15 protein-coding genes are annotated in these 15,744 nt (G+C 40.0%); 6 read left to right on the top strand and 9 right to left on the bottom strand.

Going from position 1 to position 15,744, the window contains the following annotated elements; genetic code table 11:
- Nucleotides 1-21: 21 nt before the first annotated feature.
- Nucleotides 22-780 (bottom strand): DNA/RNA nuclease SfsA, encoded by a 759-nt coding sequence (sfsA, locus tag FHQ08_RS07315; RefSeq protein WP_230913750.1) that lies wholly within the window; start codon nucleotides 778-780, stop codon nucleotides 22-24.
- A gap of 91 nt (nucleotides 781-871) precedes the next feature.
- Between sfsA and FHQ08_RS07310 the strand changes: the two genes are divergently transcribed.
- The gene (locus FHQ08_RS07310) at nucleotides 872-1,402 is read left to right on the top strand and encodes a DUF308 domain-containing protein (protein WP_230913749.1); all 531 of its coding nucleotides are present in this window, start codon (nucleotides 872-874) and stop codon (nucleotides 1,400-1,402) included.
- A 133-nt stretch (nucleotides 1,403-1,535) separates the two neighbouring features.
- On the opposite strand, the gene FHQ08_RS07305 is transcribed toward FHQ08_RS07310, so the two are convergent.
- The 3 genes from FHQ08_RS07305 to FHQ08_RS07295 form a co-directional block, all read right to left on the bottom strand.
- Complete coding sequence (locus FHQ08_RS07305) at nucleotides 1,536-2,162, bottom strand: NADPH-dependent F420 reductase (protein WP_230913748.1); 627 nt, start codon at nucleotides 2,160-2,162, stop codon at nucleotides 1,536-1,538.
- A gap of 67 nt (nucleotides 2,163-2,229) precedes the next feature.
- Nucleotides 2,230-3,015, bottom strand: coding sequence for an alpha/beta hydrolase (locus FHQ08_RS07300; RefSeq protein ID WP_230913747.1), 786 nt, complete (start codon nucleotides 3,013-3,015; stop codon nucleotides 2,230-2,232).
- The gene (locus FHQ08_RS07295; protein WP_230913746.1) at nucleotides 3,012-4,085 is read right to left on the bottom strand and encodes an acyltransferase; all 1,074 of its coding nucleotides are present in this window, start codon (nucleotides 4,083-4,085) and stop codon (nucleotides 3,012-3,014) included. The genes FHQ08_RS07300 and FHQ08_RS07295 overlap by 4 nt, the downstream gene beginning before the upstream one ends.
- 232 nt (nucleotides 4,086-4,317) lie before the next feature.
- On the opposite strand from FHQ08_RS07295, the gene FHQ08_RS07290 reads away from it, so the two are divergent.
- Entirely contained in the window at nucleotides 4,318-5,271 is a 954-nt protein-coding gene (locus tag FHQ08_RS07290; protein WP_230913745.1) for a polysaccharide deacetylase family protein, read from the top strand.
- A gap of 100 nt (nucleotides 5,272-5,371) precedes the next feature.
- Here the strand turns inward: FHQ08_RS07290 and FHQ08_RS07285 are convergent, their stop codons facing one another.
- The 3 genes from FHQ08_RS07285 to FHQ08_RS07275 form a co-directional block, all read right to left on the bottom strand.
- Nucleotides 5,372-5,920, bottom strand: coding sequence for a hypothetical protein (locus FHQ08_RS07285; RefSeq protein WP_230913744.1), 549 nt, complete (start codon nucleotides 5,918-5,920; stop codon nucleotides 5,372-5,374).
- Between the two features lie 112 nt (nucleotides 5,921-6,032).
- Complete coding sequence (locus FHQ08_RS07280) at nucleotides 6,033-6,998, bottom strand: AEC family transporter (protein WP_230913743.1); 966 nt, start codon at nucleotides 6,996-6,998, stop codon at nucleotides 6,033-6,035.
- A gap of 24 nt (nucleotides 6,999-7,022) precedes the next feature.
- Nucleotides 7,023-8,645, bottom strand: a complete 1,623-nt coding sequence (locus FHQ08_RS07275) for a malolactic enzyme (protein ID WP_230913742.1) — start codon at nucleotides 8,643-8,645, stop codon at nucleotides 7,023-7,025.
- Nucleotides 8,646-8,970: 325 nt separating this feature from the next.
- Between FHQ08_RS07275 and FHQ08_RS07270 the strand changes: the two genes are divergently transcribed.
- The gene (locus FHQ08_RS07270) at nucleotides 8,971-9,852 is read left to right on the top strand and encodes a LysR family transcriptional regulator (protein WP_230913741.1); all 882 of its coding nucleotides are present in this window, start codon (nucleotides 8,971-8,973) and stop codon (nucleotides 9,850-9,852) included.
- 73 nt (nucleotides 9,853-9,925) lie between these two features.
- On the opposite strand, the gene FHQ08_RS07265 is transcribed toward FHQ08_RS07270, so the two are convergent.
- Nucleotides 9,926-10,375 (bottom strand): universal stress protein, encoded by a 450-nt coding sequence (locus FHQ08_RS07265; protein WP_230913740.1) that lies wholly within the window; start codon nucleotides 10,373-10,375, stop codon nucleotides 9,926-9,928.
- Between the two features lie 14 nt (nucleotides 10,376-10,389).
- The gene (locus FHQ08_RS07260; protein WP_230913773.1) at nucleotides 10,390-11,979 is read right to left on the bottom strand and encodes an Nramp family divalent metal transporter; all 1,590 of its coding nucleotides are present in this window, start codon (nucleotides 11,977-11,979) and stop codon (nucleotides 10,390-10,392) included.
- Nucleotides 11,980-12,163: 184 nt separating this feature from the next.
- Here FHQ08_RS07260 and FHQ08_RS07255 point away from each other — a divergent pair, with 184 nt between their 5' ends.
- From FHQ08_RS07255 to FHQ08_RS07245, 3 genes are all read left to right on the top strand, one after another.
- Nucleotides 12,164-12,685, top strand: coding sequence for a GNAT family N-acetyltransferase (locus tag FHQ08_RS07255; RefSeq protein ID WP_230913739.1), 522 nt, complete (start codon nucleotides 12,164-12,166; stop codon nucleotides 12,683-12,685).
- A gap of 28 nt (nucleotides 12,686-12,713) precedes the next feature.
- On the top strand, nucleotides 12,714-14,243 hold the full coding sequence (locus FHQ08_RS07250) for a helix-turn-helix domain-containing protein (RefSeq protein WP_230913738.1): 1,530 nt from the start codon (nucleotides 12,714-12,716) through the stop codon (nucleotides 14,241-14,243).
- Nucleotides 14,244-14,649: 406 nt separating this feature from the next.
- Complete coding sequence (locus FHQ08_RS07245; RefSeq protein WP_230913737.1) at nucleotides 14,650-15,591, top strand: CAP domain-containing protein; 942 nt, start codon at nucleotides 14,650-14,652, stop codon at nucleotides 15,589-15,591.
- Nucleotides 15,592-15,744: the final 153 nt, after the last annotated feature.

The following is a 15,744-nucleotide window of genomic DNA, read 5'->3' as shown; positions in this document are numbered from 1 at the left end:
TTACTTAAAGCAAGCGACCGTTTATTGCTTCGATTTAGGTGTGATCGAAGATGGCAGACCATCACTCTCAAAAGGAAAAGCTGCCACAAAGGGCAACGGTGTGGTTAAAGTAATCGTGTCTGGTGTCACCTTAGTCCCATGAGCCATGACCCGTACGCCCAAGGCTTGAGCCCGCTTGACTTCCGTTGCCAAAGCAGCATCTATTGCTTGGTTGATCGTCACTAGATGGATGTGCGGCATCTGTACTATAAACAATAAGTAACTGCGATACCCTTGATCCAGGGCACGCTCTAGGGTCTGCACATGTTTTAGTCCCCGAGTTGTTGGCGCGTCTGGAAAGGCCCCTACCTGTTGATTGCCCAATGTTACCCCTTTAACCTCCACAAAAAAAGGCCGATTTTGTTCATCAAAACCCATAAAATCCAAGCGCGATTCAAGGAATTTCACTTCAGGTATGACTTTAGTAATTCGCTTGATGCCAGGCAACTGGATATAGTTCGTGCTTAAGCCTTCATGAACAAGCACATTGGGTGCTAGTGAATCGATATTAATCCAATAGCGATCATACTTTTTGGCTGCCACGAGATCATACTGGGTCTTTCGTTTGGGATTATTTGTATACACCAATGCGGTGGTGACGCCGGGTTGCAGAATGGTCGTCCGACCGGTATTTTTCACATGGGTGGTCACGACTTCACCAGTCTCAACCAACCGGCAATGGGCAATGAATCGATTGGGGCGGTCAATAAAATGTGCAAAATGGATATTTGGATATAGCACGTTATCCTCCTTAAGTCCCTATCGTATGGATAGGTTATCACTTACAATAGAACTATCAATTAAAGTCATTATAGATGAGGTGGCTATGGAAATGAATAAATTTTTTGATTCAATGCGGCATTTAACTTGGCTCAAAAGTATTGCCTATATTATTTTAGGTCTCTTCAGTTTGTTTGAGCCCAAGAGTGCCCTAAATATCTTTATTAATGTTGCGGCATTATTTGTGGCTGTATTTGGGATCATTAATCTAATCAATGGCTTGCGGCATCGCGCGCAAGTTAGTGGGATGAATACTCAATTAACTGTGGGTATCTTGCAATTATTGGCAGCTGGATTAATTCTGATTTTAACAAAACCAATTTTAAGTGCGCTGCCATTCATGCTTGGTATCGGCTTAGGCATTGCTGGTGTGACCCAAATTGGGAATGCTTTAAGCTCTAAACAATATGTAAATGTGGTCCGGTGGCCATGGCTCTTATATGGGGCATTAATTTTGATCATCGGTCTGATCTTACTGTTCAATCCATTCAATACCGTTCTATTGACCTTGCGGATCTTCGGTGCCGCACTAGTCGTTATGGCTATTATGGAGATCGTCCGTGGTCGCAAATTAACTGATTAGCAAAAATAAAATACATTAAAAATAGAGAAAGCCAGAGACGAGTTTAACATCTCTGACCTTCTCTATTTATTTTACGAACGAATCCATTTTAACTGTGTGTCAAAAGACAACGATCCTACCGAATGACAAATACTTATGCTTTGTTTAACGCGGCAATCAATTCGTCTCGATTTGCACGAATGGTATAAGCTGGCGTTCCATTTTGAAAACGAAAACCTTCTTTTAATGGCCCCGCATCATAAACATCAAAGCCCAGTTCATTAATGATTCGGCTGACCTCTGTCTTAGCTGCGGTATCATCACCAGCGATTGGTAACGTCCGCCGGTCTGGATGACCTTCAGAATGTGAGGTTGTAATTAGATCCCGCGCAAAAATCGAATTAAAGGCTTTTACAACTTTGGATTCAGGTAAATGTTGCTGCAACAATTCACTGGTAGTGGTTTTACCTTCGTCTAGCGCAGCAATCTGACCATCACGTTCAGGATAATAATTCATTGTATCAATGACGATTTTGCCTTTCAGTGGAGCAACAGGTACTTGTTGATAGTGCTTCAAGGGAATCGTGACAACGACAATATCCCCTTGTTGTGCAGCCTCTTCTGCTGTGGCAGCAGTGGCATGAGCACCCAATTCTAACACAGCAGATTTAAGCGTTTCTGGTCCGCGGGAATTACTCAAAATCACATCGTAGTTATGCGTCACAAATAAGCGTGCTAAATTCTTGCCAACATTACCGGCACCAATAAAACCAATTTTCACAAAAATCACCCTTTCCAATAAACTTAAACTCAATTTAAGTGTAAGCGGTTGGTCGGGTGAATTTCAATCATAACGGCTTAAATAAATATTCGGCAATAATTTGATCAACAGCACCATTCTCATGCAGCATACTGTGATATACCGTTAACGGGCTGCCGTGAACCACCACTTCGCGATATGCAGCCACACGCGAGGCAGCGATTTGTTTCAAAGCTAAATCTTGTTTCACTGGAATACCGCCATCACTGCCCAGATGCCAAATGTCACCGGCAATATTTAAAATATACAATTGCTTAGGTAATAAATGACCCGCTGTTTTATTTCCCGGGAAATTAGTGGCAATATTAACAAACTTACTCACTCGTGGCACTTGCTTCGTTTTAGCGGTTGGCGAAGTTAAATAGTCGAAGACAATATTACCGCCACTGGAATGACCGACTAAATTGACCTTTTGCACCTGATATTTTTCTTTTAAAATATAGAGCACTTGTCTCAGTTGCTTTGCTTCCACATGCTCTTGTTTATTATTTTGAAATAGCACTTGAATCAAAGGATTCTTCTGTTTCAAACTCGCTTGCTGATCGATCTGAACGTTGCCTTGTTTAGTGACATGAATAACCATCGCTTTTGTCCCGATTCCATAATGATCCATACGTCTGATCATACCGCCAAAAGAAATTTTGTTACCCATATACCCAGGAATAAACAACGTTGGGGTTTTCGTATCCTGGACCCGTGTTTGTGTCAGATAATGATGATTCCGCCCCCACCAGGTCCCAACCAAAACGAATAAAACAAGTCCAATTACCCCTAAAGTCCAAAATAATCTACGATGCGATCGCCGTTGCTTCACGTTAGTGCCTCCTGGAATAACCCTCTGAAATACTTGATCAAATTATCTAATAACGCTGACAGAATGAAAGTAGCTAAAATAATAATTGCCCAAGCCCCAAACATGGTGCCCGTGGTATTTGTTTTAAAAAATAAATGCTGGTTGCGCAATTGCTCCATCACAAAAATTAAAAATGGATGACTCAAATACATTGTATAGGAATGTCGAGAAAGTACGTGCCAGAAGCGTTTCATGCCCGGAAAAAGTTTGAACAAATCCGAGCCAATAATATAAAGTAACAAAAAGGCTGCTAAGGAATAAAGTAAGCGTAAATAAGTCGAAACAATCGCTAAGCCTTCGTTGGGTTTTTGCAGCCGTATGAGTAAATCATTTAACATGAGATAGCCAAAGAAACTGGCAATCGTAAGGCTTAGTGCCACCATGAAATGCACAAAATCCTGGTGCCAGATTGTCAATGACGTCTTGATGGCTAGTATAATACCCAAAACAAACATGATACCCCACCAATTGATCGGCAAGAAATACATAAAACTACGCCACGGCACACTTTTTATTTGTGCCATTATCAAATATAAAATTGCTGGCGAAACCAGTAGAAAGATGGTCAGCGGCCACCCTTTACGTCGTTTGATCAGCCGAAAGAAAAAAGGATAAATTAAATATAAATAAATCAATAACACCATAAAATACAAATGAAACCAAGTATTTCCCAGCCACAGATGATTCAAAAAGCGTGTGAACCACCGTTGACTGAAAAATACTTGGTGCTTATAGATCGTATTCACAATCATGTAAAAAAGACTCCAGAAGAAATAAGGTACCAATAACTTGAAAAACGCCTTCTTTAACATATAAGGGTAAGTCGGTCCCCGACGAATATGCTCGTATTTCATGGAATTGGTATAACCAGAAATCACGATGAACATAAAGACCCCACTACTGGCAATCAAATCACCTACATAAGCCACTTGATCGGTATTATAGTTGCTGGCAAAAACGTGAACCGTGATCACAAAAATGGCAGCAATCGCGCGCGTAAAATCTAAGCCATAATCCCACTTGCGTTCCACTGCCCCTCAACTCCAATCTAAGTTCACAATACTCTTTATTATATTGAAGTTATTGAGAAAGTAAAAGTGCAGTATTCAACAGATTGATAACGTCTACTTTATTCGTGTCTCTGGTAATCAATGGGTCAAACGTTTTGATGTTAGCGGCGGTAAAAGTCGCTGGGCCAGTGATGCTAATGACTATGACAGTTATCGGCTAGGCGGGCAATTAAGCGATATTTCTGGTGCCGCTTTGCTAAGCAGTCCCTTCGTTGATGAACAGGTTGTTCTAGGTAACTATGATGGTGAAATGCCTAATGACTACATTGAAGTCAACGGTATTCGCTATGCCCAAGTAGATGGTGGTTTTATCAGTGATGATGACTTAATGAAAAACTTGCAGCCAATTCAGCATGGTGATATTTATAATAAGATCCCAGTACTAGCTTACCACCGTATCGCGCAAAATGAATTTGAAAGAGACAATAGCTTTTGGTCGTATACCCTGAGTGTTGGTAAGTTTAAAGATGATATGGCTTGGCTAGCAGATAATGATTATCATACACTCACCGAAAGTGAAGCTATTGACATCTTACTAGGCCGAACCACAGCGCCCGACAAATCTGTCTTAGTAACTTTTGATGACTTTTATGGTGGCTGGATTGGTACAGGTGGTTTAGAGGATACCACTGGAATCGATCAAACTGGTGTCAACTGTGTTGATATTATGACAAAATATGGTATTAACGCCATTTTCTTCTTAATCACTGGTAATAATCAGATCAGTGATGAGGAATGGACTATTTTAGGCAACCTAGATCATAATCAATTTGCCTTGGGCGCCCATACAGTCACACATCCTGCAATTAGCCAATTAACAAATGATGAAATATACGACCAAATTTCTGATTCCAAAGCTACGATCGAGTCTCGTACTGGTGCAACAGTTAGAACATTTGCTTATCCCGGTGGTGATCGAAATGATATTGCTCGATTAGCCTTACGTAAAACAGGTTATGAGCTCGCATTTAATTTTGGTTTTCTACACAACGATACACGGCGAACAGTTCCCGATACAGAACTCACAGAAAGCATTACTGATGGTAGTTTAAGTTCATATAATTTAAATAGAAAAGAAGTCAGACCAGATAATGCTTGGACCTTACCTGATGTGCTAACTAATGACCATACTCCCAAAGAATCTTAATTAGCTAAAAGAAGGATCTCTGTTGAAATAATTTCATCAAAGATCCTGCTTTTTATTATTTTAATGTACAAAAATATAAATGTAAATTTCCATTAATTAACTATATATAAGGTACCGGATAAGCAGCACCATCAGCGTACACAACAAACCATTGAAGCGCAGCAACCGCCCCTAACTCATTCCATTCATATCTAACAACAGTCCAATATGGCTGGTCACCCCAATAACCACCACTAGGATTCCAAATTGGCCTATAGGTATTATAAGTACTACTACTGTCATATTTCGGATATTTCGTTACGATATTTAAAATAGCATCTTGTTCATCTTGAGCAGGAACTTGGACTTGGTCCGCTTCGATCCAATTATTTGCACCAGCCCAATAATAGTACCCATCACTACGTTTAGTATAGCCATAAATTTTCCATTGGGATTCTCTTGGTAAGATTCGATCAAAAACTCGGTCTTGATCATTACCTTGATACAAATTGGCGCCCCATTGACCATCAACGGTGGCAACAGAATAATAATCGTTAAACTGGTTTAGCGGTCGAAATGATTCCGCCTGTACTGATTTTGTCGGTAAAAACTGTAACGCAAAGAATGTCACTGCTAAACAGATAAACAATATTTTTTTACAATTCATCATAACGACTACCTCCCTGATATAGCTACAACTATACCACAAAAAAATTCCGTGAAAGCTAGTAGGCCTTCACGGAATTTTTTGACTTAATCGATGCTTGATGGCACCATTTTAACTAAATGAAGCGAATCAATTGCATTAAGATTGGCACCACAATCACGAATAACACGGTACTGGTCGTGACCACATTGGTGGCGTATTCCACATCACCATGGGATTGGCCCACTAGAATTGGTAAAACGGCTAAGCCAGGTGCAGCGGCTTGAATGATCAACGTGCTCGATTCAATATTAGGCATCACTTGCCCATTGGCTTTGAATAGGGCAACAATCGCAATCATAATAGCTGGTGCGATCACAAAGCGGCCGAGTAGTGCCACAACGGTATCTCGATCAAAGTGGATAGATTTTAATCCGGCATCGGCTAATACGATCCCAATATAAATTAAGGATAATGGCGTCACGATACCACCAACCATAGAGAACGTATCATTGATTAGTTTTGGTAATGGCAAACCAATCAATAGCCAAACTAAAGCCACTAAGAAACCCAATAGTGGTGCTGGCAGAAGTTTGCGCCAGTTGAAGTTACCCTTGGAGCTGCCTTTTGTTTTCGTAGGATCATCGGCTGAAATAAAGAATACCCCGATAGCCCAGGTAGATACCGTGTTCGCCACATAGTAAATCAGAAAGTATGGCAAACTAACTTGGCCAAATAATGCCATATTTAACGGTAAGCCGATAAAAATTGTATTGGCATTAACGAACATGTTGATAAACGTGCCCCGGCGGCCGGGCCGAACTTTCAAAATTTTAACTAGTAACCATGAAATCAAATAACCCATGATAAAACTGATCAGTACATAAATCAGCCCACTGGAAAGGCTGACCAGCTTACTACGCGTCAAATTATTCAAAACTGAAACGAAAATTGATAATGGTAAGGCAATATTCATAATCAAAAATGAAATACTGCCTTTAAATTTATCATCAAACTTTTTAGTGCGTCGTAAATAATACCCCAACGCAATGACTAGGACGATTTCAACGACACTAGACACAGATGTTAAAAATGCAGTCATATTACGCTCCCCTAAACTAATAAATTAATATTTTGGTATCCACTTCATCTCATCGATGGCTTTTTCAATATCTGTAACTGGCTCTTGATTCAAGTTGGCATCTAATGCCGCTTGTCCTGTAGCTATGGCAACCGTCTTAGAGAAAACGTCTAATTTTGACACCGGTGGCAAAACAGCCGCACCAGGTTGCGTTGTATCGACGATGCCACCTAATGAGTGCGCCGCAGCACTGATCATCTCATCAGTCAATAGCTTAGATGTTGCCGCAATCGTTCCAAAAGCTAGCCCGGGGTAAACTAAAGCATTATTTGCCTGACCAATTTCATAAGTCACGCCATTATACTCAACTGGGGCACTTGGAATACCAGTAGCTACTAAGGCACGGCCATCGGACCATTTGATTACATCTTCGGCTTTGGCTTCCATTAATTTTGTTGGATTAGAAATTGGAAAAATGATTGGCCGGTCAGTATGGGCAGCCATCTCTTTGATCACAGCTTCAGTAAACGCACCTGGAACAGTTGAGGTACCAACCATGATTGTTGGTTGGACGGTTTGGATCACTGATAATAGATCCGTCAACTCGTCAGCATTAGCAAATTCAGAGCGTTTTCGGGCAAATGGCTCTTGTTCCGGCGTTAGGTCTGGAGTATCTTCAAATAATAATCCTTGCTTATCAACTAAGTAGAAATGTGATTTTGCTTCAGCTTCAGATAAGCCTTCCACCCGCATTTCATCATAAATCCGCCGTACGATCCCGGCGCCAGCTGTACCAGCACCAAAAGATAAATACTTTTGATCCGTTAATTTTTCACCAGAGATCTTCAATGCACCTAAAATACCAGCCAATACGATGATTCCCGTCCCCTGAATATCATCATTGAAGGTCGTGATCTTATCCTTATATTTGTCTAAAATTTTAGCCGCATTACTACGCCCAAAATCTTCCCAGTGCAAGTAAACCTTCGGGAACTGTGCCTCAGCTTCAGCCACAAATTGATCAATAAAATCATCATATTGTTGTCCGCGAATGCGTTCATGGCGTTCACCCAAGTATAAGGGATCCTCTAACAGAGATTGGCGGTTAGTCCCAGCATCAATCACAACTGGCAATACTTGGCTTGGATCAATACCAGCAGCAGCAGTATAGACCATTAATTTCCCAACAGAAATATCAACGCCTTGCACACCCCAGTCACCGATACCTAAAATACCCTCGGCATCACTCACGACCAGCAAACGAATATCACGACCATCAGACCCATTTTTAAGGGCGGTTGCGATATCTTGCGGTCGGTCAACTGATAAATAAACAGCATCTTGCGGCTGCACGAATAAATGACTGTAATTTTCTATCGTCTCTGCAATCGTTGGATCATAGACGATCGGCATGAATTCCGCCACATGTTGACTGAATAGGTAATAGAATAACGTCCGGTTTTCGTTAAAGATCTGCATTAAGAACAATCTCTTTTCCAGATCATTCACTTTTGTTTGATATTGGGCATAAGTTTGTTCTGCCTGTTCCGCAATCGTTTGAACCCGTGGCGGTACTAAGCCATTCAAACCCAATTCGTCCCGTTCTGCCTGAGTAAAACCTGTCCCTTTATTTAAAAATGGATTATTTAATATTTCACGTGCTTGCATCTAACTACCTCCTATAACCTCTGAACCAACAACTTGAAAAAACAATGACGCTAGTATACGGCCGTATAAAAAACATAGTCAAATTGATGAGAAATGATAAAATATGTTTATAAGACAGAGCGTGACAAAAGGCGGTCAGCGACCGAGCACTAACAAGAATGGCGATAAATGGTGCCCTTACCATTTGAGTCATTCGATGTTAGGTGACGTCGTTGCCTTTTGGAACGCGTTTAAAAACTAGAGTGTGCGTAAAGCTAATGATTCAAGCGTGTTTATAGCGTGACAAAAACTTATCACGATCAATCAACTTGGGAGGATCATAACCATGCAAATCAAAGACTTAGAATATTTTGTAAAATTAGCTGAACTACAAAACTTTACTCAGGTGGCACAGTATTTTAAGGTGTCCCAGCCGACGATCACTTACGCTATCAAACGGGTGGAGGAAGCCTTGGACGGTCAATTAATCCAGCGAGACCAGTCCCATCATGCTATCAGCTTGACGCCGGACGGGGCGCAATTCTCGGCTCATGCAAAACATATATTAAACGAATTACAAGTGGCGCGAATCGAGATCAAAAATAATGCTCGTGCTAAAATTTTTTTAGGCTTGCCGCCGATTATTGGCAATTACTACTTTCCCCAATATATCCCTCAGTTGAACCAAGCGCGCTTGATCCAGTACTTGCACACACACTCCCGCGGTTCCGAGTATTTATTAAGCCAATTATTAGCGGGTGAACTTAATCTAGCCTTATTAGCGACCAGCACCCAATTGGATGCACAAGCGCTAAAATTGATTCCATTAGCACAAAAAAGCTTTGGCATCATCGTGAGTCAACAACACCCGCTTGCCAAAAGAGACAGCGTGGCTTTTAGTGAGATTGCCGATGAAGACTTTGTTGCGCTAGACGAAGGATTTGTCCACACCGCCGTTTTTGATGTTTTAACTGCTAGTTCAGGGCATAAACCAAATATTATTTATCAGACAGACGATGTGAATATTTTGAAAAAAATGGTCAGCCAAAATGCTGGTATTGCGCTATTGACTGATCTAGCTGTTACCCCAAATGATGACGTGAAATTATTGCGTATAAAAAATGACGACTTGCCAAGCTTTAAAATCTACTTGGCTTATCGTCATGATTATATTCTAGCGCCAATTGAGCAACAATTTGTAGCTATTTTTACGCAAAAGGCACACTAATTATTGCAGACTATTCGTTAACCCGTTATTCTGTTTGATTATTGAAATGATTTATATCATAATATGAAAAACCTTATCGAATCACAAATACTGAAATTGGTGCATATTTAGCCATATAGGCTGCTTGACTCCCAAAACGACGGCTAAGGCCTTTTTTTGATTTAGAGCCAATAATTAAAACATCCGGTTCAATATGGGGGATGACGCTTTTGACGATGGTCTCGCCAGCCTCACCCTCATCAACCACAGTATGCACTCGGTCAATTCCAAAATCTTCCGCTAATTTGCGATAATCATTCAGATGTTGTTCTAACTCTTCTCGTTCGCCATGAACGTAGTCCTTACTTAAAGCTTGAAAGACATTCATCTCTTGCGATTCCAAGATGGAACAGATGAATAAAATTGCATCATCTTCTTTAGCTCGATTCAAAGCATAGCGAAAGGCTAATTGTGAATCATCTGAATCATCCACCCCAACTAAGATACGGTCGAAGTGTTTGACATTACTCGGTCTATCACTCATTTTTCATCCTCCCGTTATTCTTTATGGCTGGTTGCCAAGTCAGCGGCAATTTGAGCTTCATGCCGCTTATTACCCTTGTAAAGTTCGTATATCGTCCAGGCCAAGAGTGCCAGTACAGCTACAATTAAAACGTAAGCAATAATATGGGCTGTCGTTAGCTGACCAGCAGATGGATGATCACCAAAGAAAGCAGCAATGGAATCCGGTAAACCTAGTAGGTTCAAGTAAGTTAATCCAATAACTGAAATCCAGCCTAAAACTTTAATAATAAAGCTATTTTTAAAGCGTTGCCCCATTTCAACACGACTATCTGTAAACATCAGTAACGGTAACATTGAGAATGGTAAAGCGAAAGCCAGAAATACCTGTGAATTATTCATTAATGTGTTTAAAGCCGTATGTTCTCTAATTGCACTTTGCCCACTGGTCATCATGACACAGATCAATACTGGAATTACTGAAATCAAGCGCGTGACTAACCGACGCAGCCAGAGTGGCATCCGCATATGAACGAAGCCTTCCATGATGACTTGCCCGGTCAAGGTGCCGGTAATGGTTGAATTTTGACCAGAAGCCAATAAAGCAACTGCGAACAGGGTCGATAAAATTCCAGAACGAGCCACGCTGATCAAAACGCCATTACTCAAAGTAGAAGTGTTGGATAAGGCATCGAATAGGCCGAAGAAAGAAGGATCTTCAACAGCACCTGATTTGAAGACAGCTACACCCATGATCAATAACAAAGAATTTACAAAGAAAGCAAATGTTAGCTGAATGTTAGAGTCCCAAGTGGTAAACCGAACTGTCCGAGCAACATCTTCTTCATCTTTATGATCAATTTTACGTGTTTGCGAAACAGCAGAGTGCAGGTATAAATTATGTGGCATGACAGTGGCCCCAATAATGCCTAATGCCCCACTTAATGGGGTCATACCAGCAACAGAATGACCATTAGAAAAAGTCTCAGTTGTCGGAATGAATCCCTTAATAACATCACCCCAATTGGGATCTGATAAGGCAACTTGATAAACAAAAACTAATAAAATAACTAAAATTAAACATACAACGATTGCTTCAATTTTACGGAAACCAACTTTAGTCAATAATAGCAATAATAAAACATCGAATACGGTGATAAATACAGCAATGACTAGAGGAATATTAAATAGTAAGTATAATGCAATTGCAGCCCCGATAACTTCAGCAATATCTGTTGCCATGATCGCTAATTCTGTTAAAATCCACAAAACGACACCTAATGGCTTACTCGTGCGTGCACGAATTGCCTGTGCCAAATCCATTTGGCTCACAATGCCTAGTTTAGCTGCCATATACTGTAACAACATCGCAATTAAACTAGACATCAAAATTACGGAAATCAATAAATATTGAAAATTTTGACCACCAGTAATGGAAGTAGACCAGTTACCAGGATCCATATACCCTACAGCAACTAGGGCACCTGGTCCAGAATAAGCAAATAGTGTCCGCCAAAAGCCTTTACCTTTTGGCACCTCGACCGTACCATTTATTTCTTCTAGCGAAGGGCCATTTGCATACTGAATGAGCTTTTTATGACCCTTCTCTTGGGATTGACTTCCCATCATTAACACCACTCCTATTTCGTTTTCAAAATTATCATACACCTATATTTAGATAAAGGAAACATAAAATTAAGGTCAGCCTAACTTTTTTTGATTCAAAAAAGTTTGCAAAGTGGCAAAACCTTGCTATTATAATCCAAGCAGTATAATAACTATCACTATTTAAAAAGGAGTTTTTTAAAAAATGAGTCTTGTTTTCCGAAAAGCAACTGTCAACGATTTTGATAAAATTATGGAAATTATTGAGCAAGCGAAGGTCCTACTTTCAGAACGGCGCATTCCTCAATGGCAAGGTACCGATAGCCCTGACGACGTCTTAATTCATTCTGATATTGAACAGGGTATTGCTTACGTCTTAGAGGCTGATGGTGAAGTAGTAGCTACGGCCGCCTTAACAACTGAAATTGACGCTGCTTACGAAGCGATTGAAGAAGGCCAGTGGCTCAAAAGCGCTGATGCGCGTTATATTTCACTGCACCGTGTAGCTGTAGATGCCACTAAGAAGAATAGTGGTTATGCACGGAAATTTATCGGCGGATTAGTTAATGAATCAGTTAATTTGGGTTATCATGATATTAGAATCGATACGCATCCAGATAATTTAGCCATGCAAAAAGTGATCAAAATTTCTGGCTTTCAATATCAAGGTATCGTTTATTTACCCCACGAAAATGGCAAACGTTATGCCTACCAGATGATCATTTAATACACCGTTCACATTCATGGGAAGGATAGTGACTGTAGTGGATAAGGAGGATCTACTTGATAGTAAGGCTTTATTTGATGTGAAAATGTTAGAACGAATTTTCCACAATCATGGTACCATTGCTAAATCAATCTTAGTCAACTATATGCACACAACACAACGGATGGTTTCTGATCACGTTGCGTCATTAAATAGTAACTTGAAATATCTTTGTCAAGATGAAAATATTGGGCTCACTGAAACTCGGAGTACGATCACACTTGTCATGGATCCTATCTATAGTTTGGAAGAACTCACAAACCGGATCATTCGTGATTCATTACCTTATCAAATCTTAGCTTATGTTTTCTGGCATAATTCATTTACCATGCAAAAAATGCAACAAGATCTTATGATCAGTGAATCTACCCTCTTTCGGACAATGAACAAGGTTAATCATCTGATCGCCGAATTCGATATTTCTATTCGTAATAATCACATCAATGGCCGTGAAATAGATATTCGGCACTTTTACTATAAGTTCTTTGTAACCCTAAATAATTCTGATCCTAAACTGACCACACTTTCACAACCACAATTTAAAGACTTCATTACTGATTATGAAGCCTTGATCCATGAACCTCTATCCGAAGTTGCTCGTAATTCCATGAGAATCTACTGGAACGTGGTCATGCAACGGTTAAATCTTCATGACCACAATGAACATGTCGATGTGATCTCGATTGCCGACATTGAAAAGTATGACTATGGTCAACGTTTGATTGAAATATTTCGTAAAAATTTTAATATCTTTTTAAAGAATCACTTAGGCTTTGAGGTTTTAAGTTTCATTGTTTACGTTTCTTTTGAGCATGTTGTGCCAATCAATAGTGAATTTTTCCAGATTATATACAATTCTGATCTACCTTATGTTCAAAAAATTCGTAATACAACTAATGAAGTTTTGGCGCTGTTGGATATGAAATTTGATTTAGAATTACATCGGGACTTTTTGCGCTATGCCTTCTTTAGTGAATTGGGGAATATTCTGTTTATGCCTGGCGTCTTGGGTAGCCGGCACCAGCTTCTATACACAGCAATGAAGGGGATTTTCTGGTCTGCTGATAGTGGCCAGGCCAAATTCCGAGACTTCCTGATTCATCGATTACAACGCCATGATGCTGTGTTCAAAAAACCGACCATTGTCCATTTTTTAGTTAATTATTTTACAAGCATCCTGTTATTACTGCTAAATCATACCAAACGACAATTTAAGTTGGCTTTTTATGACAACCACGAACAATCGATCAATTATTACCTCATCTACGGTTTAACAGTACAAACCCGAGCAAACTTTAATATCTCACTGGAAAATTTCGTACCTGGTCAAAAATACGATGCTATTTTAACGAGCACTAACTACTTTGATACGAAGGAAATTACAGCAAGTATCTCAGATACTAAGAATATTATTGAAGTGAAAGATTTTGGGACCCCAGAAGACTTTAATCGTATTTTCCTGTTATTAGACCGTCTTGTTTCAGAGTATTTGTCCAGTAATTTAACCGCCCTTTACTGAGAGCGAGACAAAACTAACGTATTGTTTTCACCTTCTGTTTGTTTGCGAACGACTAAATTTTAACCTTGTGCCAAAAAGCAACACCCTCACCTAACCACGAATGGCTCAGCCCACCATTTTTCTCAATTCCTGTTAGGGGCTCAGGTGCTGAGTGCCGCTTGTTTCACTCTCTTTCAAAAATAACAAAAAAGCATTCTCATTTTGAGAGTGCTTTTTTGCTGTATTCCTTTATTTTTATTAACTATTTTAAAATTAAATAACCGATATTCGGCATTTTTTGTCATTTTTCATTAATAAAATATCATTATATGCATCTCATCTTGTCATAGTCGGCAGTTCATGTAAGCGTTTTTCATTCATAATACGGTTGCAGAGGAGGCCACCTAAAGAAAGGAAGATGAGTGTCATGAGAAAAATGGCATATTTAGTTGCCCCGGCATTATTGGGTTTCGCACTCTCTTCAATGAATGCACTACCAATGCCCCCGAGCAACCAACCTCAAGCTGTACTAGCTGACACATTACCAGCACAGACGGTTCGTTATACACCTAATTTTGATCATGTTAGATCGCTGATCTTTTACGGAATCAATCACCTACGTCAAGAAAACGGCTTGGCACCAGTTCAATACAATCAGACCATTACTGATGCTTGGGCTCAAAAAATCACTAACCAAAATGCTGTAAGTTCCAATTTAGCTCATAATATGACTAGTGAGCGTCAAGCCATGCACAGCATTGGCTATTACTTCTTTGGCGAAAATATCGCCATGACACCAATTAATGTTTCCATTCGTTCTGGCGCTAATATTCTGACTCCGATCACTAGTGATGAACAACTGGCCATTGGTTTGATTACACAATACTATGACGATGTTGGTGTCACAGATTTTGGCCATCGTAAGAATCTACTAAATCCCTGGTACACTCAAGTTGGCATCGCCTTTGCCCAGCGGACAGATACTGATGGTGTAACCCGAGTCTATAATAGCCTTGATTTTGCGGGCACATCAACCATTCAAACGAACAATATGATTAATAGCTATGTGGCTTACACATCTGCAATCGGTGTCAACGATGCCCAATGGCCAAGCCATTATACTCCACTTAACGATACTAATATTGATGCCCAATCAGGTATGTATGGCGTGGTTCATTACAACAACGGTGATGCTATTACTTTATGGGACGGCTACACTGATCAAAAAATCCCATCTGGACGTTATTTAGCAAATGGGACGGCTTGGAAAATTAATTCTGCTGAAACTGATGATCATGGGCATCTCTGGTATGAAGTTGGTCCAAATCAATGGATTGATAGCACCTATGTGAACACTTATAGCTGGTAAAAAACAAGACATGCCCAATCATAATTAACAGGGGTGGCTGAAAACAAAACTAACATTTTGCTTTCAACCGCCCCTGTATTTGTTTACAAACGATTTCATTTTAAACGTGTTCCAAAAGGCAACATCCCAATCTAACCATGAATGGCTCAAATG

Origin of the sequence: Agrilactobacillus fermenti (assembly GCF_021030645.1) — a bacterium.
In the GTDB taxonomy this organism is placed as follows: domain Bacteria; phylum Bacillota; class Bacilli; order Lactobacillales; family Lactobacillaceae; genus Agrilactobacillus; species Agrilactobacillus fermenti.
Note: the sequence above shows the minus strand (reverse complement) of the source record. Positions and strands in the feature narration are given on the sequence as shown.

Excerpts from the sequence above, each read along its gene's own strand:
- FHQ08_RS07310 (WP_230913749.1), top strand. The coding sequence starts at position 872 with ATGAATAAATTTTTTGATTCAATGCGGCATTTAACTTGGCTCAAAAGT.
- FHQ08_RS07285 (WP_230913744.1), bottom strand. The coding sequence starts at position 5,920 with ATGATGAATTGTAAAAAAATATTGTTTATCTGTTTAGCAGTGACATTC.
- FHQ08_RS07280 (WP_230913743.1), bottom strand. The coding sequence starts at position 6,998 with ATGACTGCATTTTTAACATCTGTGTCTAGTGTCGTTGAAATCGTCCTA.
- FHQ08_RS07275 (WP_230913742.1), bottom strand. The coding sequence starts at position 8,645 with ATGCAAGCACGTGAAATATTAAATAATCCATTTTTAAATAAAGGGACA.
- FHQ08_RS07270 (WP_230913741.1), top strand. The coding sequence starts at position 8,971 with ATGCAAATCAAAGACTTAGAATATTTTGTAAAATTAGCTGAACTACAA.
- FHQ08_RS07265 (WP_230913740.1), bottom strand. The coding sequence starts at position 10,375 with ATGAGTGATAGACCGAGTAATGTCAAACACTTCGACCGTATCTTAGTT.
- FHQ08_RS07260 (WP_230913773.1), bottom strand. The coding sequence starts at position 11,979 with ATGGGAAGTCAATCCCAAGAGAAGGGTCATAAAAAGCTCATTCAGTAT.
- FHQ08_RS07255 (WP_230913739.1), top strand. The coding sequence starts at position 12,164 with ATGAGTCTTGTTTTCCGAAAAGCAACTGTCAACGATTTTGATAAAATT.
- FHQ08_RS07245 (WP_230913737.1), top strand. The coding sequence starts at position 14,650 with ATGAGAAAAATGGCATATTTAGTTGCCCCGGCATTATTGGGTTTCGCA.